The sequence below is a fragment of the Nocardiopsis listeri genome (assembly GCF_020741345.1).
GTDB lineage: Bacteria > Actinomycetota > Actinomycetes > Streptosporangiales > Streptosporangiaceae > Nocardiopsis > Nocardiopsis listeri_A.
This window is the reverse complement of the sequence record NZ_DYZD01000027.1, coordinates 1-20,245: the sequence shown is the minus strand read 5'-3', so window position 1 is coordinate 20,245 and position 20,245 is coordinate 1. Positions and strand designations below refer to the sequence as shown.

Annotated in this window: 16 protein-coding genes and 1 pseudogene; 9 read left to right on the top strand and 8 right to left on the bottom strand. The window is 69.6% G+C overall.

Features of this window, described 5'->3' with window-relative positions:
• Both K8V84_RS01400 and K8V84_RS01395 read right to left on the bottom strand, forming a co-directional pair.
• A pseudogene (locus K8V84_RS01400) lies at positions 1 to 285 on the bottom strand (LytR family transcriptional regulator); the annotation flags it as partial.
• A 154-nt stretch (positions 286 to 439) separates the two neighbouring features.
• Positions 440 to 940, bottom strand: coding sequence for an RDD family protein (locus K8V84_RS01395; RefSeq protein ID WP_304069392.1), 501 nt, complete (start codon positions 938 to 940; stop codon positions 440 to 442).
• A 331-nt stretch (positions 941 to 1,271) separates the two neighbouring features.
• Between K8V84_RS01395 and glnA the strand changes: the two genes are divergently transcribed.
• Positions 1,272 to 2,696, top strand: coding sequence for a type I glutamate--ammonia ligase (glnA, locus tag K8V84_RS01390; RefSeq protein WP_304069390.1), 1,425 nt, complete (start codon positions 1,272 to 1,274; stop codon positions 2,694 to 2,696).
• Between the two features lie 85 nt (positions 2,697 to 2,781).
• Here the strand turns inward: glnA and K8V84_RS01385 are convergent, their stop codons facing one another.
• Complete coding sequence (locus K8V84_RS01385; protein WP_304069387.1) at positions 2,782 to 3,270, bottom strand: glutathione peroxidase; 489 nt, start codon at positions 3,268 to 3,270, stop codon at positions 2,782 to 2,784.
• A gap of 536 nt (positions 3,271 to 3,806) precedes the next feature.
• Between K8V84_RS01385 and K8V84_RS01380 the strand changes: the two genes are divergently transcribed.
• Positions 3,807 to 6,851 carry a bifunctional [glutamine synthetase] adenylyltransferase/[glutamine synthetase]-adenylyl-L-tyrosine phosphorylase gene (locus K8V84_RS01380; RefSeq protein WP_304069385.1) on the top strand — a complete coding sequence of 1,015 codons (3,045 nt, stop codon included), beginning with the start codon at positions 3,807 to 3,809 and terminating at the stop codon, positions 6,849 to 6,851.
• A gap of 280 nt (positions 6,852 to 7,131) precedes the next feature.
• Here the strand turns inward: K8V84_RS01380 and K8V84_RS01375 are convergent, their stop codons facing one another.
• The 3 genes from K8V84_RS01375 to K8V84_RS01365 form a co-directional block, all read right to left on the bottom strand.
• Positions 7,132 to 8,961 carry a carbohydrate-binding module family 20 domain-containing protein gene (locus tag K8V84_RS01375; RefSeq protein ID WP_304069383.1) on the bottom strand — a complete coding sequence of 610 codons (1,830 nt, stop codon included), beginning with the start codon at positions 8,959 to 8,961 and terminating at the stop codon, positions 7,132 to 7,134.
• 315 nt (positions 8,962 to 9,276) lie between these two features.
• Positions 9,277 to 9,615, bottom strand: coding sequence for a hypothetical protein (locus K8V84_RS01370; RefSeq protein ID WP_304069382.1), 339 nt, complete (start codon positions 9,613 to 9,615; stop codon positions 9,277 to 9,279).
• 91 nt (positions 9,616 to 9,706) lie between these two features.
• Entirely contained in the window at positions 9,707 to 10,354 is a 648-nt protein-coding gene (locus K8V84_RS01365) for a hypothetical protein (protein WP_304069380.1), read from the bottom strand.
• 291 nt (positions 10,355 to 10,645) lie between these two features.
• On the opposite strand from K8V84_RS01365, the gene K8V84_RS01360 reads away from it, so the two are divergent.
• From K8V84_RS01360 to K8V84_RS01340, 5 genes are all read left to right on the top strand, one after another.
• Entirely contained in the window at positions 10,646 to 10,813 is a 168-nt protein-coding gene (locus K8V84_RS01360) for a hypothetical protein (RefSeq protein ID WP_304069379.1), read from the top strand.
• A gap of 21 nt (positions 10,814 to 10,834) precedes the next feature.
• The gene (locus tag K8V84_RS01355; RefSeq protein ID WP_304069378.1) at positions 10,835 to 10,972 is read left to right on the top strand and encodes a hypothetical protein; all 138 of its coding nucleotides are present in this window, start codon (positions 10,835 to 10,837) and stop codon (positions 10,970 to 10,972) included.
• Positions 10,973 to 11,462: 490 nt separating this feature from the next.
• Positions 11,463 to 11,897, top strand: a complete 435-nt coding sequence (locus tag K8V84_RS01350; RefSeq protein ID WP_304069377.1) for a LuxR C-terminal-related transcriptional regulator — start codon at positions 11,463 to 11,465, stop codon at positions 11,895 to 11,897.
• Between the two features lie 187 nt (positions 11,898 to 12,084).
• Entirely contained in the window at positions 12,085 to 12,231 is a 147-nt protein-coding gene (locus tag K8V84_RS01345) for a hypothetical protein (protein WP_304069376.1), read from the top strand.
• A 32-nt stretch (positions 12,232 to 12,263) separates the two neighbouring features.
• The gene (locus K8V84_RS01340) at positions 12,264 to 15,227 is read left to right on the top strand and encodes a LuxR family transcriptional regulator (protein ID WP_304069375.1); all 2,964 of its coding nucleotides are present in this window, start codon (positions 12,264 to 12,266) and stop codon (positions 15,225 to 15,227) included.
• Here the strand turns inward: K8V84_RS01340 and K8V84_RS01335 are convergent.
• Positions 15,224 to 15,808, bottom strand: coding sequence for a TetR/AcrR family transcriptional regulator (locus tag K8V84_RS01335; RefSeq protein WP_304069374.1), 585 nt, complete (start codon positions 15,806 to 15,808; stop codon positions 15,224 to 15,226). The two genes, K8V84_RS01340 and K8V84_RS01335, sit on opposite strands and share 4 nt — an antisense overlap.
• A 128-nt stretch (positions 15,809 to 15,936) precedes the next feature.
• On the opposite strand from K8V84_RS01335, the gene K8V84_RS01330 reads away from it, so the two are divergent.
• The gene (locus K8V84_RS01330) at positions 15,937 to 16,551 is read left to right on the top strand and encodes a dihydrofolate reductase family protein (RefSeq protein ID WP_304069373.1); all 615 of its coding nucleotides are present in this window, start codon (positions 15,937 to 15,939) and stop codon (positions 16,549 to 16,551) included.
• A gap of 243 nt (positions 16,552 to 16,794) precedes the next feature.
• A complete protein-coding gene (locus tag K8V84_RS01325; RefSeq protein WP_304069372.1) occupies positions 16,795 to 18,156 on the top strand; it encodes a glutamine synthetase family protein in 1,362 nt (453 codons plus the stop codon).
• Positions 18,157 to 18,193: 37 nt separating this feature from the next.
• On the opposite strand, the gene K8V84_RS01320 is transcribed toward K8V84_RS01325, so the two are convergent.
• Positions 18,194 to 20,245, bottom strand: a 2,052-nt coding sequence (locus tag K8V84_RS01320) for a helix-turn-helix transcriptional regulator (RefSeq protein WP_304069371.1), incomplete at its 5' end; no start/stop codon positions are given.

Here is a 20,245-nt window from a genome sequence, read left to right as displayed (position 1 = left end):
GCGCTCGCCCTCGGCCTCGCCGTAGTCGGCGTTCTCACCCGAGCGGACGTCGGACCCGATGATGAGGAGGTTCATGACCCCCTCGACGCTGGTGGGCCGGTCCCACTCGTCGGTGTCCACCTGGGTGGTGGTGATGTTGCCGATCAACCCCTGGTACCAGCCGTAACCGCCCAGGCTCGCGACGATGGTCAACGCCGTGACGACACAGGCGATCCACTGTCCCCCGGACATTCTTGTGGCGCCCAGGGCACCTGACGGATGAGGGGCGGAACGTTTTCCAGCCATGCGAACCTTCGGATGCGAAGAAGACCTTGGAGGGGGCGGGGTCAGGGCGGCCAGAAGGGTCGCGGCCCCGGGAAAAGCTGTTCAGGGATGGTAACAGCAGCTCGAAGGGCGCCCCGACCCCGCCCGGAGTCGGTTCGACGCCTCCTGTGAAGGTTCAGTAACGGGTCGCGATGGTGCCCGCGGCCCGGTCGTGTAGACCACGTGTGTCACGGTCGTAGACCACGGCCGGAATCACCAGGCACAACAGCAGTGTCCGCACGGTCATGGACACGAACCAGGGCCAGGAACGCTCTCCCGTGGCCGTGATCCCGACGCCGACGATCCGCCGCCCGATCGTTGTACCGAACAGGGTCAGCAGCAGGATGCTCATCGCGGCGAACACCACCAGGGTGGACAGGGTGGTGAAGTTGGTCAGGGCGAGGGCCTCCTGGTCTCCACCGGTCGCTGCGGCGGCCGCGAGTTCCCGGCCGATCAGCCCCATGTTGATCGCTCCCCAGACGAGGAGGCTCGCCACGGCCCAGTCCAGGGCCAGTCCGACGAGCCGACGGACCACGCCCGGTACCGATCCGGGGCCCTCCTCGGGCAACCCGAGCCGGTTCCCCCGGTAGCGGAAGTCGTCGTCGGGGTCGGCGGTGGACCGGCTCTCGTCACTCATGGTTTTCACGGTATAGGCACGTCACGGACGCTCGTACCCGGGTGGGCCCGGGTGGTGTGACGCCGGCCGCGGACCGGGGTGGGACCGCTCACCCCACAAAGCGCGCCGACGAGCCGATTCGCCCTTGAAACAGGCGGAATCACCGCCCTTTGGGGGTCGTCCACGCGATCATCTCGCTCCGTAACATGCAAGAAACAATCGAGACATGGCGTGGAAATCACGCACTCCTAGCTTCGAGAACGAAGCCGGGAGACGGCGTGTGGTCGACGGGTCCCGCGATGGAGCGGCCCCACCGACCCGCCGTCTCAGCCACCTGCACGGAGGTTCCGTTTTGTTCAGCAGCGCCGATGAGGTCCTCGCCTTCATTCGAGACGAGGACGTCGCATTCCTCGATGTCCGTTTCACGGACCTGTTCGGGGGCGTGAACCACGTGACCCTCCCGACCGAGAACGTGGACGAGTCCACCTTCACCGACGGCCAGATGTTCGACGGTTCCTCTATCCGTGGTTTCCAGGCCATCCACGAGTCCGACATGCTGTTGCTGCCGGACCTGAGCACCGGCGTGCTGGACCCGTTCCGCAAGCACAAGACGCTGAACATGACGTTCTTCGTCCACGACCCGCTCACGCTGGAGTCCTACAGCCGGGACCCGCGCAACGTCGCCCGCAAGGCCGAGGCCTACCTGCGCGGCAGCGGGGTCGCCGACACCGCCTTCTTCGGTGCCGAGGCCGAGTTCTACATCTTCGACGACGTCAAGTTCCAGACGAGCGCGAACACCGGCTACTACGAGATCGACTCCATCGAGGGCGCCTGGAACACCGGCTCCGCCATCGAGGGCGGCAACCGCGGGTACCGTCCGCGCTTCAAGGGCGGCTACTTCCCCGTCGAGCCGGTCGACCACTACAGCGACCTGCGCTCGGACATGGTGAAGACGCTCATCAAGTCCGGTATCGAGGTCGAACTCCAGCACCACGAGGTCGGCACCGCCGGCCAGGCCGAGATCGGCATCCGATTCGGCACCCTGCTCAAGCACGCCGACAACGTGCAGCTGTACAAGTACATCGTGAAGAACGTCGCCAACGCCGCGGGCAAGACGGCGACCTTCATGCCCAAGCCGCTCTTCGGTGACAACGGCTCCGGCATGCACTGTCACCAGAGCCTGTGGAAGGACGGCGAGCCGCTGTTCTTCGACGAGTCCGGCTACGGTCAGCTCTCCGACACGGCTCGCCACTACATCGGTGGTCTGCTCAAGCACGCGTCGGCGCTGCTGGCCTTCACCAACCCGACGGTGAACTCCTTCCACCGACTGGTCCCGGGTTACGAGGCCCCGATCAACCTGGTCTACAGCCAGCGCAACCGTTCGGCCTGCATCCGCCTGCCGCTCACCGGAGCCAACCCCAAGGCCAAGCGCATCGAGTTCCGTGTGCCGGACCCGTCGGCCAACCCCTACCTGGCCTTCTCCGCCATGCTCATGGCGGGCCTGGACGGCGTCAAGAACAAGATCGAGCCGCCGGAGCCGCTCGACAAGGACCTGTACGAGCTGCCCCCGGCCGAGGCCGAGAGCATCGCGACGGTCCCCGCGTCCCTGGACGCGGCGCTGGAGGCCTTGGAGGCCGACCACGAGTTCCTGCTCGAGGGCGGCGTCTTCACCAAGGACCTGATCGAGACCTACATCGACTTCAAGCGCACCGAGGAGATCGACTCCCTGCGTCTGCGCCCGCACCCGCGCGAGTTCGAACTGTACTACGACATCTAGGTCGTGGCCCTGGAGAGACTCCGGGAATGAGGGAGGCCATCGGCGATGTCGCCGATGGCCTCCCTCATTCGGGGTCCGCGGTCGATCAGTTCGGCAGGACGGACTCGATGGCCTTGGTGACCTCGTCGGAGTCCGGTTCGACCCGGGGGCCGAAGCGCGCCGCGACGGTGCCGCCCGGGGCGACGAGGAACTTCTCGAAGTTCCAGCGCACGTCGCCGGTGTGGCCCTCGGCGTCGGCCGTCCCCACCAGGGCGGCGTACAGCGGGTGGCGCTCCTCGCCGTTGACGTCGACCTTCTCCGTCATGGGGAAGGTGGTGCCGTAGGTGGTGGAGCAGAAGGTGGCGATCTCCTCGTGGGTGCCGGGCTCCTGACCCATGAACTGGTTGCACGGCACGCCCAGGACGGTGAAGCCCCGATCGGCGTAGTCCCGCTGGAGCTTCTCCAGAGTCGCGTACTGCGGGGTCAGTCCGCACCGGGAGGCGACGTTGACGACCAGCACCGCCTGGTCCTCGTACCGGTCCAAGCCGGCCGGGCCCCCGGTGAGGGCGGCGATCTCGACGTCCAGAACGGACATGTGCGCTCCTTGGGTTCAGAGGTGACCGGGGCATGTTATCCGTCGGCGGCCACCCGAGAACGCCGAGTCGTCCGGGACACTGATCTCCCAAACGAGGAACACCCCGCAACGAGCATGGTCGAGTGAGGTGTACTCGGTCCTGCTCCAGCAGGCGTTGCGGGACCTGGACGGGGATCGACGGCTCCGTGACAGCACCCGGACGGCCCGGTAAAGGTGCAGCACGACGCCGGCTTTTCCGCGTTCCTGCATATGCTCCGGTACGAAGCCACCAGGCACACGGGCGCACCTTCGTGAAGGTGACCCGCCGGCCGCCGTCCTCGCGAACCCGCCGCGTGTGCCGGGTCGTGGACGGACCCGAACCGTCGCACTTGCGGGAATGGATGTGTGAGGCGTGCAGGACCCATCACGACCGAAGCAGGAACCAGCGGACTCCGCGAGGCGCACCGCGCCTACAGTCGCGGGGTTGTGGGGATCCCCGGGGTTCGTCCCAGGGAGGACGTCAAGGTTGATGCGTGGCTAGGGACGGAAGAACCGACATGACAGTAGGAGCGCTGGCCCGGCGTGGTTTCAGCGACAGCCCCAAGGCCCTGAGGTTGGTGGAACAGGCCGGGCTGGACGCCCGGGCCGACACCGAGGTCCTCACCGCCCTCGCGGCGGCGGCCGACCCCGACCAGGCCCTGTTGGGTCTGCTCCGGGTGTTGGAGGTCTCCCCCGACCCCGACGACGTGCTGCTCGCCCTGCGGCAGGAGCCGGACCTGCGAGCACGGCTGTGCCGGATCCTGGGGGCCAGCACCGCGCTGACCGACCACCTCGTGCGCTACCCCGAGGACTGGCGCGAGCTGCGGGGCGCCGACGCCGCGCGCACCCCGCGACCGGAGGAGCTGCGCAGGGGGCTGTTGCACACCGTGGGTGCCCGACCCGACGACCCGGCACCCGTCGCCGACCCGGCGGTGGTCGAGGGCATGGACGAGGATCCGTGGACGGCGCTGCGGCACGTCGTCCGGGTGACCTACCGTCGCCGACTGCTGCGTCTGGCCGGACGCGACCTGACCGAGGCGAACTCGGTGGAGGAGGTCGCCGCGGAGCTGTCCGACCTTGCCGCGTCCCTGTTGGAGGCGGCGCTCGCGGTGGCGCGGGCCGAGTCGCCCGAGGACGCCGGGATGTGCCGGTTGGCCGTGATCGGCATGGGCAAGTGCGGTGGTCGTGAACTCAACTACGTCAGCGACGTGGACGTGGTGTTCGTGGCGGAGCCCGTCGGGGACACCGACGAGCAGGAGGCGTTGCGCGCGGCCACCCGGCTGGCGACGGTGATGATGCGGATCCCGTCGGAGACCGACACCGAGGGCACCCTGTGGGAGGTCGACCCCGCGCTTCGACCCGAGGGCAGGAACGGCTCCCTGGTGCGCTCGCTGTCCGGTCACGTGGCCTACTACGAACGGTGGGCCAAGACCTGGGAGTTCCAGGCGCTGCTCAAGGCCCGCCCCATCGCCGGCGACGTGGCGCTGGGCCGCGCCTACACCGAGGCGATCGCGCCGATGGTGTGGGAGGCCGCCGGCCGCAAGGACTTCGTCGAGGACGTGCAGGCGATGCGCCGCCGGGTGGTGGCGCACATCCCCACCGGTGAGACCGACCGTGAGCTGAAGCTGGGCCCGGGCGGTCTGCGCGACATCGAGTTCTCCGTGCAGTTGTTGCAGCTGGTGCACGGCCGTACCGACGACCGACTGCGTTCGGGCAACACCCTCCGGGCGCTCACCGCGCTGTCGGAGTTCGGGTACGTGGGACGCAAGGACGCGGTGGGGCTCACCGACGCCTACCGGTTCCTGCGCCGGATGGAGCACCTGCTGCAGTTGGAGCGGTTGCGACGCACCCACCTGGTGCCCGACCCGAAGACCCAGGAAGGTCCCGCGCAGTTGCGCCGGTTGGGTCGGGCGCTGGGGTTCGTCGCGGACCCGGTGCGGGAGCTGACCGGGGCGCGCAAGCGGGTGTCGGCGGAGGTACGGCGCCTGCACGAGAAGCTGTTCTACCGACCGCTGTTGAACGCGGTCGCCAAGTTGCCCGACGAGGAGGCGCGCCTGTCTCCCGAACAGGCGATCGACCGGTTGGGCGCACTGGGTTTCGCCGATCCGCGCGGGTCGCTACGGCATCTGGAGTCGTTGACGTCGGGTCTGTCCCGGCGGGCGTCCATCCAGCGCACGTTGCTTCCGGTGATGTTGGGCTGGTTCGCCGACTCCCCCGACCCGGACGCGGGCCTGCTGGGGTTTCGGCAGGTCAGCGACGCGCTCGGCACCACACCGTGGTACCTGCGACTGCTGCGCGACGACGTGCGGGTGGCCGAGCGGATGGCGTGGCTGCTGGGCACCAGTCGTTACGTGACCGAACTGCTGCTGCGCGCCCCCGAGTCGGTGGCGACGCTGGCCGACGACGCCCACCTGCGGCGCCGTCGGATCGAGACGCTCATGGCGGAGGCGGACGCGGCGCTGCGCCGGTACGACACCCCGGAGGAGGCGGTCTCGGCGGTGCGCGCGCTGCGCCGTCGGGAGCTGCTGCGCACGGCTTCGGCGGACCTGTTGGAGGTGTCGTCGGTGGAGGAGGTCGGCGGCGCGCTGACCGACATCTCCGCGGTCACCATCGACGCCGCGCTGCGCGCCGCCTACACCAAGGTGGTGGCCGACTCCGGCGGCGAGGAGCTCACCCGGGTGTGCGTGATCGCGATGGGCCGGTTCGGCGGTGGTGAGCTGACCTACGCCAGCGACGCCGACGTGATGTACGTGCACGACCCGATGCCGGGGGTGGAGACCGGGGCGGCCACCCGACAGGCGTTGGCGATCGTTCGGGAACTGGCCCGGTTGTTGGAGCTGCCGCAGGCGGAACCACCGTTGAAGGTGGACACCGATCTGCGCCCGGAGGGTAGGAGCGGACCGGTGGTGCGCACCCTGGACTCCTACGCGGCCTACTACGGGCGCTGGTCGCAGGTGTGGGAGAGCCAGGCGTTGCTGCGGGCCCGGCCGATCGCCGGCGACCACGGGCTGCGCTCGGCCTTCATCGCCCTGATCGACCCGCTGCGCTACCCGCCGGGTGGGATCGACTCGGCCTCGGTGTTGGAGATCCGCAAGCTCAAGGCGCGGATGGAGGCCGAACGGTTGCCGCGCGGGGCCGACCCGACACTGCACACGAAGCTGGGGAGGGGCGGCCTGTCGGACGTGGAGTGGGTGGTCCAGCTGATCCAGTTGCGGCACGCCCACGAATACCCGGACCTGCGTGTGAACGGGACCCTGGAGGCGCTGCGCGTGGCCGTGGCGCACGGGTTGCTGGCCGCCGACGACGGCGTGGTGTTGGAGGAGGCCTGGCGGTCGGCCTCCCGGGTGCGCGGCATGGTGATGTTGGAGCGCGGCCGAGGCGGCGACTCGCTCCCCTCCGACCTGCGGGTGCGGGCGGCCCTGGCCGAGGCCATGGGGTATCGGACCGAGGACGAGGACGAGGACTCCGAGACGGTGGGCCCCGCCGAGCAGTTGACCGAGGCGTACCTGCGCGCGACCCGCCGGGCCCGCGCGGTCATGGAACGGGTCTTCTACGACGACTGAAACGTCGATGCCGTTACGGGGCCCCGGGCCGTGGACGTCGGGCCCCACCGACGCGGCCTATCGGTTCGCCCTGCGCGGTTGGAGGTTCGGGCCGTGTCGGACCCACGACAACGGGATCGGGCACCACGAACCCACCGTGGAACCCGGCGGCACCTGCCCCGCGCCCTTGTCGGACGCGTCCGCGGGTCGAGTGCGTGAGAAGGGGCACCCCACGCGCGGAGGAGAGTGCGCGTGGGGTGCCGGGCCGGGAGTGAGCGGCCCATCCTAGTGGGTCATCGGATCAGGTCTGTCCCCAGCTGACGCTGGTGGACGGCCCGACCCGGTTGTCTCCGGGTTCCCATTCGGCGCTTCCGTCGGGGCCGACCTTGACGAGCTTCCACTCGGTGTCGGCTTCGATGGTGACGGTGCCGGTCCATCGGGGGTAGGTGTCGGCGTCGGTGCTCAGCGCCACACCGTCGGCCGGCTCCCAGGAGCCGAGCTCGGGGGTGGAGCCGATGACGTGGACCTCCTGGCCGGGTTCGGTCTCGACCGTGGCGGTGATGGTGTCCGGGTCACCGGGTTCGTCGGGGTCACCCGGGTCACCGCCGTCGCAGTCCTGCACGCACTCGCCGCCCATGTGCAGCGCCAGGGCGCCTTCGGCCGGGACGGTCGCGGTGACCTCTCCACCGGAGACCGTGGCTCCGCCGGAACCGGCGACGTTGTCGTACTCACCGTCGGGCAGGGAGGTGGCGGCGGTCAGCGACCAGCTCTCACCGGAGGCGTTGAAGGCGGCGAAACCGACGTCCCCGCGGTCGAAGGCCACCCGCGAGGAACCGTCCTCGGCGCGTTCGACCAGTTCGGCGCCCTCCACAGCGTTGCGGAAGGCGACCATGCCGCCGACGGTCTCGTTACGGTGCTCGCAGATCCACTCGCCCGAGGCGCAGTCACTGTCCGCGGTGATCCGACCGGCGGGGTCGCCGTCGACCTCGCCGACGCTGGGCGGGCCCTCGGCCTCGTTGCCCTGGAAGTCGTAGCTCGACATCACCACGGGGGTGCCGTAGGGATGGGCGAGCATGAAGGCGGTCGCGAGGTAGTAGCGGTCGCCGTCCACGTAGGTCAGGGCGGGCTCGTACCGCTGGGTGTCGTGGTTGTCGATGAAGACCACGGCCTCGTCGGAGGTGAGTCCGCCGTGGTCGGGCATCGAGGTCAGGTTCGCGATGTCACCGTCGGCGAAGCTGCTCGCGATGTCCCGCTGGTAGTCGAAGTTGGTGACCTGCCCGTAGGGCGTGTAGGCGGTGTAGGGGACCGTCGCGTCGCCGATGACCTCGTGGTAGACGTGCGGGGCACCGCCGAAGCCGGGCACCTCGTTCAGGGAGCCGATGATGGCGCCCATGTCCTCCTCGGGGACGTGCTTGGAGGCGTCCACGCGGAAGCCCCCGACGCCCATGTCGACCAGGCCGTTGAGGTAACGCACGATCTGGGCGCGTACGTGATCCGAGCCCGTGTCCAGGTCGGCCAGGTCGAGGAGCTGGCAGTTCTGCACCTCGTCCTTGTCGTCCCAGTTCTCGATGGTGTCGTAGCAGGGACCGAAGTCGTCGTAGGAGTAGGAGGCCTCGCCGTCGCCGAACAGGTCGGGGTACTCGTACTGTTCCCACTCGGTGCCCGCGCTGCCGGGCAGGTCGGCCTCACTTGGGCCGGTCATGTGGTTGATGACGGCGTCGACGTAGATGCGGACGCCGTTGTCGGCACAGGTGTCGACCATGTTCTCGAACTCCTCGGCGGTGCCGCGCCGGGTGTTCTCGATGCTGTAGGAGACCGGCTGGTAGTCCTGCCACCAGGGGTATTCGCCGCCCTCGGAGGAGGGGACGACGACGTGTTCCTGGGGCGGGGAGACCTGCACGCCGCCATAGCCGTTGGGGCCGAGGAAGTCGGCGCATTCGGCGGCGACGGAGTCCCAGTTCCACTGGAACAGGTGGACGATGGTGTCGCCCGTGCTCTCGGCGGCCGGGGTCACGTCGGAGACGGGGGCCGCCTCGGGTACTTCCTGGGAGATCGCGGGACCGGAAACCGCTAGCAGGCCGGCTCCCAGCACCACGGCACCTGCGAGGGCGCCGAGTCGGGGTGTTCTCATGTGCGCTCCTTGGGGGAGGTTCCGCAATGGGGCCACGCTGCCCCACCACCAATCTCTTGCATATTCTGCAAGAGTTTGCGTAGGAGTGATGAAGGTAACACGCGGTCTTGCCCTTGTGAACCGGGGGTTTCCTGGCCATGAACAACTTCCCGCCACTGACCTCGATGAAAGTCGTTGCAAGTTTTCTGAAAAGCAGCGTCAGCGCGAACCGAGAGCGGGCACGAAAAAGCCGGTGGCGGGTCGGCGCACTCCGACCCGCCACCGGCGGAACGACCCCTTACGGGCGGGGTCACGGGCGCTCCGCGCCCCACGCGTCTACCAGAAGACCGCCACACCGATGTTGACGATGGCGAGCACACCGGCGATGATCGCCAGGTTCTTGGCGGGCTTGCGGAGGTTGAGGACACCGACCACCACCACGGCCAGGGAGATGACGAGCTTGACGCCGATCTTCATGTGGTCGATGTCGCCGAGGTCGGCCATCTCGGCGATCCCGACCAGGAGCAGCCCGGTGACGAACTGGAGCAGGGAGCTGTGCAGCAGGACCTTGGTGGCCTTGACGTTGTCGGTCATCAGCTGCATCAGGAAGCCGGCGATGATGCCGGCCAGGCCGATCATGTGCAAGAAGACGAGCGCGGAGTAGAGAAAGTCCATGCCGACAGACTACTACGCGACGTAGTTCTCGATCACGCCTTCATGACACCCTGACGTAACAATCGGACCACCGGCTCGGTGAAGTCAACACTCAGCCGTGCCGCGGGGTTCCCCATCGGCGCCACTGTCGCCACAGCAGCCAGACCATCAGCATCAAGGCCCCCACCCCCACCGCGCGCACCACCGCCTCACGGTCGATCGCCGCCCCCACCTTGGAAAGCGCCGTGGGCTCGGCGACCAGGAGCGTGTCACTGGCGCAGGCCGAGGGTTCGTCGTCCCGTTCCAGCAGCAGGCACGCCGTGCTCACCACACGCGCCTCCTCCGACATCCCCTCCGGCAGCCGGACCCGCACGGTGAACTCGGACTCTCCACCCGCCGGGACGTCGACCCGCCAGTTGGCGACGCCCTCCTCCAGCACCCCGCCCTGACCGACCTCGACCACCTCCAGGGGTTCGGGCACGTGCTGGGCGAGCAGACCGCCCTCCACCTCCCCCTTGCCGTCGTTGGCGATCGTCGCCCGGTAGACGAACTCCTCGCCCGCAGGCGGCGGCTCGGGCGCCCCGGACAGGGCCAGCCCGACGAGCGCCGCGTCGGCCCCGGCCTCCCCCTCACCATCGGCGGAGGCCGGGGCGGTCAACAGCGCCGCGGCGGCGACCCCCGCGACCGCGCCGACCACCGCACGCCCGGCCCCTCTCGTCCCACCTTGTCCACGAACACCCTCGAAAACGGTCGGTGCCATCCCGCATCCCCCCGGTCTCACTGTTTCTCACTGTGTGACACCCCAAGACAACTACTAGTGATCGTGCAGTTACGTGGCGTGACACGCCTCCGGTGCGCCACACCTCCTTCCCACTGCCCGGAGTGCCCGCTTAGGTCCACGATCGACCTCTTAGTTCCGTGACCTCCGCACCCACCGTTCGGAGGGTTCTCAGGACCCGGATCTCTCCCGATGTGCGGGGCGCCCTCTTAGAACGATCGTGAGGACCCAGGGCGGCCGAGAAGCGACCGCCGCCGAGCAGAGGGAAACGGCATGTTCCAGATCGAGACCCTGCAGAACTACATCGACCGCCCCGGGCAGAAGGAGGAGCTGGAGCACCGTCAGCGCGAAGAGGTCCTGCGGGACCGGCGTCGACTTCGTTCGGCCCGCCGGGCCGAACGCCGGGCCGAACGTCGGGCGCGCCGTTCCACCGGCACCTGACCCCTGCGCGGTGGGGACGTAATGGCCGACATGCCCCTGCCGGGCGGGACCGTGTTCGTGGGCGGCTGTCTGGAACTGGGCGTGGACGGTCTGGCCTACGCCCCGTTCACCACCCGCTGCGCCTGTTGCCACCAGAGTTGGAACGCCTGCCCGAGGTGACCCGCCTGAACCTGGCACCGCTGACCCGGGAGGAGGTGGCGCGCCAGGCGCACTCCCTCACCGGCGGCACTGGACACCCGGGGACTGGACGAGTTGTACCGGCGCAGCGATGGCATCCCCCTGTACGTGGAGGCACTGGCCGGTGACGACGATTCGTCCTCTCCGGTCCCCGAGCACTTCCGAGACCTGTTGCCGGCGCCCGTGCGTCGGTTGCCCGCATCATGGACCCGTGTGCTGCGCGCCGCCTCGGTCGGTGCGCTCTCCGGGGAGGTGGGACACGAACCCCTGCTGCGGGTGACGGGCCTGTCGGAGGAGGACCCGGAGGAGGCCCTCCAAGGGCTCGTGGACCCGCCTCCTGCGGATCAGCGGGGACGGCTATCGCTTCCGAAACGCGCTGCTGCGCGGGGCGGTCCACGACTCTCTGCTGCCGGGCGCGCGTTCGAGACTGCACCTGCGTTTCGCCCGCGACCTGGACGAACACAGCGACGCGGTGCGCGCCGAGGAGGTCCTGGCCTACGGTGAGCAACTGGCCGTGCTGGAACGGGTGCTCGACCTGTGGCATCGGGTTCCCGAGGCGGTCGGGGGGCGTTCCCTCGCCCGGGTGCGGGCCGACGCCGCGCTCGCTGCTGTTGCTCTGTCGTGGGCAGGCCAGGACGCAGTGTGTGGCCGAGGGGGCGGAGGCCGACCTGGCCGAGGCGTTGCGGTTGCACCCGCCGCACCCGTGCCCGGTGCCGCGAGGTTGACGTCCCGAGAGACGGAGGTACTGCGACTGCTCGCCGAGGGCGCCACCAACGCCCGGATCGCCGAGTCGCTGTTCATCTCACCCAAGACCGCCGGCGTGCACGTGTCCAACATCCTCGCCAAGTTGGACGTGCCCAACCGGGCCACCGCCGGCGCCCGCGCCCGCGATCTGGGCCTGGCCTGAGAGCCCGGCCCGACCACTCCCCCTGAAGGTCTTAGGCGGTGCCCCGGCCGTCTTAGCGGCGCGGGCACCGGGGCCGTGTCCCCACGGTGGAAGGCGGGAGTTCTCCCCATGTGGCGGCGGGTGTCTTAGCGACATCGTCGTAGATGTGCCGAACACGTCCGGCACCTCACGACACCCAGGGGAAGACATGACCTACGACGACCTGCGCACCGTCACCGCCCATGCCATGCGGGACGAACGCCTCCAGCAGGCCGAGCGGGCCCGAGAGGCCCGCCGGCTGCGGGCCGAGGCCCGTGCCCGGCGCCGCGAGGAGCGACGGGCCCGCGGCGAATAATGGGCGGAGAAATGTCCCGGGCACGGAGCATAATGAGCGGTATGCCCCTGCTCTCCGATACCAGCCCCGTCTTCGTCGGTCGCCGTGGCCAGCTCCGGCTTCTCACCGACCAGGCCGACCGGGTGCGTTCCGGAACGCCGGAGATGTTCCTGGTCGGCGGGGACGCCGGGGTGGGCAAGACCCGCCTGGTGAACGAGTTCACCGCCACCCGGCCGGCGGGAACGGTGTTCACCGGCGCCTGCCTGCAACTGGGTGTCGACGGGCTCTCCTACGCCCCCTTCACCGCGGTGCTGCGCCAGGTACTGCGCGAGTGCGGACGGGCCCCCTTCGAGGAGGCCGCCCCCGGCGGGATAGGAGAGTTCGCCCGACTCCTGCCGGAGCTGGGCCCCGTCCCCGAGGAGCGGCCGGAGAACCGGGGCATCCTCTTCGAACAGCTCCTGCGCCTGTTCACCCTGTTGGCCGGGGACGAGGGCGCCACCGTGGTACTGGAGGACCTGCACTGGGCCGACGGCGCCACGCGTGACCTGCTGGTCTTCCTGGTCCGCAACCTGGATCGGCCCGGGACCCAGATCGTCGCCACCTTCCGCAGCGACGACCTGCACCGCGCGCACCCGCTGCGGCGGCTGCTGCCCGAGTTGGAACGCCTGCCCGGGGTGGGCCGGATCCAGTTGGAGCCGCTCTCCCGCGAGGAGGTGGCCGCCCAGACCCGGGCGATCCGGGGCGAGGACCTCACCCCCACCCAGCTGGACTCGCTGTACCGACGCAGCGAGGGGGTGCCCCTGTTCGTGGAGGCCCTGGCCACCGCCGAGACCTGTCCCACCGACGAGGACCCCGACCTGCCCGACCACTTCCGCGACCTGCTGCTGGAACCTCTGAGCCGGTTCGACGACACCACGTGGACCGTACTGCGCGCGGCGGCGGTGGGAGCGGTGAGCGTCACCGTCGAACACGAGATGCTGTACCACGCGGCCGGGCTGCCCGAACGTGAGTTGGAGGCCGCCCTGCACACCCTGGTGGACGCCAACGTGCTACGCGCCGGGCAGACCGGATACCGCTTCCGGCACGCGCTGCTGCGCGACGCCGTGCACGGGGAGATCCTGCCCGGACCGCACGCCCGACTGCACCTGCGCTTCGCCCAACTCATCGACGAGTACCCCCACACGGTCCCCGCCGACCGACGCGCCGCCGAGGAGGCACACCACTACCAGGCCGCGCACGACCTTCCCAGGGCGTTGCAGGCCGCCTGGTGGGCGGCGATCCGCGCCGGTGAGACGCTCGCCTTCGACGAAGAACTGGCCATGCTGGAACGGGTGCTGGGCTTGTGGGACCAGGTACCCGATGCCACCGAACGCGCCCAGGGGCACACCCGGGCCAAGGTGGTGAGCCGGGCGGCCGGGGCGGCGCTGGACGCCGGTCGACACAAGCGGGCGTTGGAGCTGGTGCAGGAGGCTCTGACCGAACTGCCCGAGGAGCCCACCGACGACGAGACGCGCACGGTACGGGCCGTGTTGTTGCGCAAGCGCGGCCAGGCGCGCTCTTCGGACATGAGCGACCACGGCCTGTTCGATCTGGTGCGAGCGCTCGAAACACACCCGCCGCACATGCCGGGGTACGCGCAGCTGTTGGCCGCTCTGGCCCGTGAGATGGTGCTGCTGCGCAAGGACCGTGCGGACACCCCGCAACGACGTCTTCTGGAGGAGTTGGCCCGATCGGGAAGCGTCCCGCGCGCACTCGCCGAACGCGCCATCGAGGTGGCCGGTCGCGACGACACGGCCGATCGCTGCGGTGAGGTGGAGGCTCGCATCCTCCTGAGCGACCTGCTCCTGGAAGCGGGCGACGTGGAACAAGGTCGGCCCTTCATGGAGGAGATGGTCCGGGAGAGCGAGCAGATGGCCAACCCGATGCTCGAAGCGCGTGGCACCGCCAACCTCGGTCACTACCTGCGAGAACTGGGCCACCACGCGGAAGGGCTCCGGGTGTTGGAGGACTCCCTGGAGCGTCACGAACGGATGGGGTGGGCATCGGCCCACCGTGCGTTCAACCACCAGAACCAGACCGAGATCCTGTTCGAGATGGCGGACCTGGCTCGGGCGCGCGAGCTGGCCGAACGCGCCGCCGCCACCTCCCCCACCCGCTCCAAACTGCACTACATCCAGACGGTGCTGGCCCGGATCGCGCTCGTCCAGGGAGACCTGGACACGGCCCGGCGGGCCGCCGGCCCCCTGGGCGATCGAAGCCTGCTGGGCCTGCATCGGATGAACCTTCTGCAGCTACGGTCCCTGGCCGCCCTGGAGACCGCACTGGCCGAGGGGGAGGTCGCGGAGGCCCTGGCCCTGTCCCGCACCCTCATGGAGCGAGTGGCCTTGGAGGAGAGCGCCGGCTACACGTGGCCGCTCCTGGAAGTGATGGCCGAGGCGGCCAGGCAGGGAGCATCTCCGCAGGTCTCGTCCCAGGTGGCCGATCTGGCCGCACGAACCTCGATCACGGGTTCGGTCATGCCCGCCTACGCGGCCTCCGTCGCCGCCCTGGCGGCGGAGGTCGACGGAGAGGACGCCACCGACCCGTGGAAGGGCGCCGTGGTGGCGTGGGAGGCCGTCCCGATGCCGCTGCACCTGGCCCGGGCCCGCCTGCGCGAGGCCGAGGTGGTGGCCGCCGGCGACCGTGACCTGGCGGTGCGCCGGGTCCGGCAGGTGCATGAGACCGCGATCGGGTGCGGGGCCGTGCCACTGGCCCGCGCCGCGGAGGGCCTGGCGCGCAGACTCGGCACCGGCGTGACCGAACAGGCGGCCCCACCGGCGGCGCCGGCGGGGTTGACCGCGCGTGAGAGCGAGGTTCTGCGACTGCTCGCCGAGGGCGCCACCAACGCCCGGATCGCCGAGCGGCTGTTCATCTCGCCCAAGACCGCCAGCGTGCACGTGTCCAACATCCTCACCAAGTTGGACGTGCCCAACCGGGCCACCGCCGGTGCCCGCGCCCGGCGGTTGGGGCTGGCCTAGTTCCCGTCGCCGAGGGCGAGGTTGTCGACCACCAGGGTGACCAGGTCGTCCAGGTCACCCTCGGGGGCGAGCACCCCGGGCAGGGTGAGGTGTTCGGTGACCAGCCGGTTCAGCGCCAGATAGAGCACGAGGACGGTGTCGCGACCGCCGGGCATCGCGGCCTTCTCATGGAAGGCGACGTTGGCCTCCAGGTCGGCTCGGACACGAGCGGTCATGTCCGCGCGCAGTCCCGGTCGGCGGGTGGCCTCCAGTTGGAGCTCCAGGGTCGCCAGGTAGACGTGGGGGTCTGCGGCCAGGCGCCTGACCGTGGCGCGCATGATCTCGGCGAGTTTGGCTCGGTCGCGCTCGCCGACCAGCACGTTGTCCCACTCGGCCTGTTCGGGCATGAAGCGCTCGTAGGTGCGGGCACCGGTCTGGGCGAGCAGGTCACCGCGGTCGGTGAAGTAGTTGGAGGCGGTACCGGTGGGCACGCCGGCCCGGGTGTCTACGGCGCGGAAGGTGAGCCCGCGCGCGCCCTCTTCGGCGAGTGTCTCGATGGCGGCGTCCAGTAGCGCGGCGCGCCGCTCCGGGTTCCTGACCACGGTTGTCTCCCTTGTTCCGAGGTTCTCGGAAAAACCTCTTGGCAAACCACTACATTCGAAGTACTTTACTTGAAGTACTTCAACCATAGTGGTCATGAGGCCACGGGGGTACCCCTACGAGGAGACACATGCGAAAGCTCACCTACTTCGTCGCGGTCTCGCTGGACGGCTACGTCTGCGCGCCCGACGGTTCCTTCGACTTCTTCCCCGGTGGCGACGACGACGGCAGCAGCGGAGAGCTGGGGGACAACGGCGAGTTCCACGTGAACGAGTACCCGGAACTGCTCAACACCGTGGCACGGGCCCACCTCGGGCTGAACGTGCCCAACAAGCACTTCGACACCATGCTCCAGGGCCGAGGTTCCTACCAGATCGCCCTGGACCAGGGGCTGACCAGCCCCTACGGGCACATGCGCGAATACGTCTATTCCCGCACCCTGGCCGACGGCGTCGACCCGAACGTGACCGTGGTGGCCACCGATCCGCTCCGGCACGTGCGCGAACTCAAGGCGGAGGACGGCGAGCCGGGCATCTGCACGGTCGGCGGGCCCTCCATCGCCGGACTCCTGTTGCCGGAGATCGACGAACTCGTGATCAAGCGCTACCCGGTCGTGGCCGGGGCGGGCAAGTCCTTCTTCGAGGGCGCCGCCTTCGACCCGGCGCTCTTCGAACGGGTGGAGAGCAACTCCTTCGAGAACGGAGCCGACTACACGCTGTTCCGCCGTCGCCCCGGTGCGAGGTGACAGCGGGCGGGTCCCTCACCCGGTCGGGTGACGGACCGCATGTTCGCGGCCGGGGGTGGCCCGAACCCCCTCCGTGAGCGGTCATAATGCGTGTGCGGACGACCGGCCGGGCACCGCCGAAGGCGCGCGGAAATACCCCGGAAATATCCGCACGGCACACTGGGTCCCGGGACATCGTGTCCGGCTCGGCTCCGCGACCGACGGGCCGGGGCGGGGACCGACCGGCTTCGAGGAAGGTTGACTGTGAATCGACAGCAGGAATTCGTGCTCCGCACGTTGGAGGAGCGCGACATCCGGTTCGTGAGGCTGTGGTTCACCGACGTGCTCGGGTACCTCAAGTCCGTGGCGGTGGCACCCGCCGAACTGGAGGCGGCCTTCTCCGAGGGCATCGGGTTCGACGGTTCGGCGATCGAGGGGTTCGCCCGGGTCTACGAGGCCGACATGCTCGCCCAACCCGATCCCACCACCTTCCAGGTCCTGCCCTGGCGCAACGAACCGCACGGCACCGCGCGCATGTACTGCGACATCCTCATGCCCGACGGCTCGCCCTCCCCCGCCGACCCTCGGCACGTGCTCAAGCGTCAGCTCAGCAAGGCCTCCGACCTCGGGTTCACGTTCTACACGCACCCCGAGATCGAGTTCTACCTGCTGAAGAAGTTCCCCGAGCACGGGGAGTTCCCCGAGCCGAACGACTCGGGCGGCTACTTCGACCACACCCCGCACAACAGCGCGCACGACTTCCGGCGCAACGCCATCAACATGCTGGAGGCCATGGGCATCTCCGTGGAGTACAGCCACCACGAGGGCGGGCCCGGCCAGCAGGAGATCGACCTGCGCTACGCGGACGCGCTGACCACCGCCGACAACATCATGACCTTCCGGCTCGTGATGAAGGAGGTGGCGATGGAGCAGGGTGTGTACGCCACGTTCATGCCCAAGCCCTTCACCCAGTACCCCGGGTCGGGCATGCACACCCACCTGTCGCTGTTCGAGGGCGACCGCAACGCCTTCTACGAGCCGGGCGCCGAGTACCAACTGTCGAAGGTGGGGCGCGGGTTCATAGCGGGGCTGCTGCGGCACGCCGACGAGATCACCGCCGTCACCAACCAATGGGTGAACTCCTACAAGCGCCTGTGGGACGACCCTGCGGCCTCGGCCGGCATGGGCGGCGAGGCCCCCGCCTACATCTGCTGGGGGCACAACAACCGGTCGGCGCTGGTGCGGGTACCGATGTACAAGCCGGGCAAGTCCAACTCCAGCCGGATCGAGATCCGCTCGCTGGACAGCGCCACCAACCCCTACCTGGCCTACGCGGTGATCCTGGCAGCCGGGCTCAAGGGCATCGAGGAGGGGTACGAGCTGCCCCCGGGCGCCGAGGACGACGTGTGGGCGCTGACCGACGCCGAGCGTCGGGCCGTGGGCATCCGTCCGCTGCCGCAGAGCCTGGACGAGGCGCTGCGTCTGATGGAGAACAGTGAGCTGGTCGCCGAGACGCTGGGCGAGCACGTGTTCGACTTCTTCCTGCGCAACAAGACCTCGGAGTGGAACTCCTACCGCCGCCAGGTCACGCCGTACGAACTCCAGCGGTACCTGCCCACGCTGTAGGACACGGCGGGCGAGGGTCCACCGGGGTCGGTCGAGATCAGTCGAGGCCGAGTTCGCGGGCCCTGGCGACGGCGGCGGTGCGGTTGTTCACCCCGAGCTTGGCCATGAGGTTGGTGACGTGCACGCTCACCGTCTTGGCGGAGATGAACAGCGCCTCGCCCACCTCCCGATTGGACAGCCCCTTGGCGACCTGGGCCAGGACCTCGGCCTCACGCGGGGTCAACCCGGCCGGTGGCGTGGCGGGGACCGACGTGGTCTCGGCGAGGGCCGCGCTCATTCCCGCCACGTCGCCGTAGCCCACCGCCGGGCCCAGCCGGTCGCGCAGTTGCCTGACACTGTCCAACATCCCTGAGGCCCGCTGTCGGTCGTCCAGGGCGAGGAAGGTCCGAAAAGCCCCGGTCCAGGTGCCGATCCGGGCGACCACCCCCGCCCTCTCGGCGAGGGGCAGTGCCCGCTCCCAGTGCGCCGACGCCTCGGTGGGATCCTCCGCGAGCCACCCGAGCGCCATGTGGCGATGGAGCCTGCCGGCCGGGGAGGTGGGCCAGTCCTCACGATCCAGTGTCCTTCGGAGCAGCGCGGCGAGCTCCTCGGCGATCTCGACGTCCCCGGGCTCGTCACGGCTCCGGAGCCGGACCACCAGTTCCGCCAAGGCCGACAGTCCCGAGAAGCTGATACGGACCTGCCCGATCAGCCCGATGTCCGCCTCCCCCTCGAAAACGAGGCGGGCGGCTTCGGCCAGTCGGTCCCCCGGCCCGTCCATCAACAACCACAGCCGACCGTAGTAGTGGGACATGTACTCCATCGCCGAGCTCCGATCCCGTGGGAGGAGCCTGGCGAACTCGTCCAGGGCCCGACCGGCGGCGTCCCAGTTCCCCCGTGTCAAGTGGAGTTGGGCCTGGATGGTCTGTCGACGCGCGGCGGTGAGGTCCTCACCCACGGGGTGGGCCCTCAATACCCGCCAGGCCTCCTCCGTTCGACCCAAGGAACTCAGGTAGATGGCGGCCCCGTTGGCGTAGTTGCCACCCTGGCTGCGCAGGATCCCCAGGTCGACACATCGGCCCAGGGACCGCTGCGTGGTCTCCAAGGCCTCCTCGTGTTCCAGGCGCAGCGCCAGGTTGTTGGCCAGGTTGACGAGCCCGCGCAACTCGACCTGGACCTCGCCCGTCTCGCGGGCGATGCGGATACCTTCCCGAAGCATCCCCACGGCCTCGTCGAAGCCGGTGGTGTCCAGCAGTGCCCCCAAGGTGACCAGGGCGTCGGCCTCACTTCCCCTGTCCCCGGTCCTCCTGGCCAGGTCGATCGTTTCTCTGGCGACCTTCTCCGCCTCTTCGTGGCTCCCCTGGAGCATCAGGACCGAGGCGGTCGCGGCGCCGATCGACGCCTGTTCGAAGTGCCCCTCCGGCAACAACTCGGCGGCGGCCCGCATGTCGTTCAGGGCGGCGGTACGCCCCAGGTCCTTGTAGGCCCGGGCCCGGGCCACGAGCAGCCGTGCCGCCGCTTCGGGTTCGGCTCTGGAATCGAGTTCGGCCAACCCGTCCGTGGCGTGGTCGACCGAACGTCGCAGGTCACCGGCGACCTGGGCGGCCAGGCACACCCTCAGCAGCAGGGCGCTGCGATCCAGATCGAGCCGCTCGGCGGCGTCGGGTACCAGTTCCCACAGCTCCAGCACGCGTTCGAGGAGTTCGAGGTGTTCGGGGTGCGCGGTGGCGGCCAGGGCCCCCTGCGCCGCTTCCCACGCCGCGGTCAGGGCGCGCGGGTGGTCGTGGGCGGCGTAGGCGTGGTGCGCGAGTCGGACGACGGTCTCCGCCCGGGGCGACCCTGGGACACCGGTGTCGAGTACCTCCGCGTAGCGGCGGTGGGCGCGGACCCGCTGGCCCGGTAGCAGATCGGTCTTGACCGCCTCGGCGAGCAGGGCGTGCCGGAACAGGTAACCGGTCTCGGTGGCCCGCAGGACCTGGGCGTCCACCGCGTGACGCAGCGCCTCGTCCAGGTCGTCCTCGTCGATCCCGGAACGTTGGGCCACCTCGGCGAGCAGTGCGTGGTCGACCCTGTCCCCGGCCACCGAGGCCAGTCCCAGGACCTTGCGGGC

Excerpts from the sequence above, each read along its gene's own strand:
- K8V84_RS01395 (WP_304069392.1), bottom strand. The coding sequence starts at position 940 with ATGAGTGACGAGAGCCGGTCCACCGCCGACCCCGACGACGACTTCCGC.
- K8V84_RS01385 (WP_304069387.1), bottom strand. The coding sequence starts at position 3,270 with ATGTCCGTTCTGGACGTCGAGATCGCCGCCCTCACCGGGGGCCCGGCC.
- K8V84_RS01380 (WP_304069385.1), top strand. The coding sequence starts at position 3,807 with ATGACAGTAGGAGCGCTGGCCCGGCGTGGTTTCAGCGACAGCCCCAAG.
- K8V84_RS01375 (WP_304069383.1), bottom strand. The coding sequence starts at position 8,961 with ATGAGAACACCCCGACTCGGCGCCCTCGCAGGTGCCGTGGTGCTGGGA.
- K8V84_RS01370 (WP_304069382.1), bottom strand. The coding sequence starts at position 9,615 with ATGGACTTTCTCTACTCCGCGCTCGTCTTCTTGCACATGATCGGCCTG.
- K8V84_RS01365 (WP_304069380.1), bottom strand. The coding sequence starts at position 10,354 with ATGGCACCGACCGTTTTCGAGGGTGTTCGTGGACAAGGTGGGACGAGA.
- K8V84_RS01360 (WP_304069379.1), top strand. The coding sequence starts at position 10,646 with ATGTTCCAGATCGAGACCCTGCAGAACTACATCGACCGCCCCGGGCAG.
- K8V84_RS01355 (WP_304069378.1), top strand. The coding sequence starts at position 10,835 with ATGGCCGACATGCCCCTGCCGGGCGGGACCGTGTTCGTGGGCGGCTGT.
- K8V84_RS01345 (WP_304069376.1), top strand. The coding sequence starts at position 12,085 with ATGACCTACGACGACCTGCGCACCGTCACCGCCCATGCCATGCGGGAC.
- K8V84_RS01340 (WP_304069375.1), top strand. The coding sequence starts at position 12,264 with ATGAGCGGTATGCCCCTGCTCTCCGATACCAGCCCCGTCTTCGTCGGT.
- K8V84_RS01330 (WP_304069373.1), top strand. The coding sequence starts at position 15,937 with ATGCGAAAGCTCACCTACTTCGTCGCGGTCTCGCTGGACGGCTACGTC.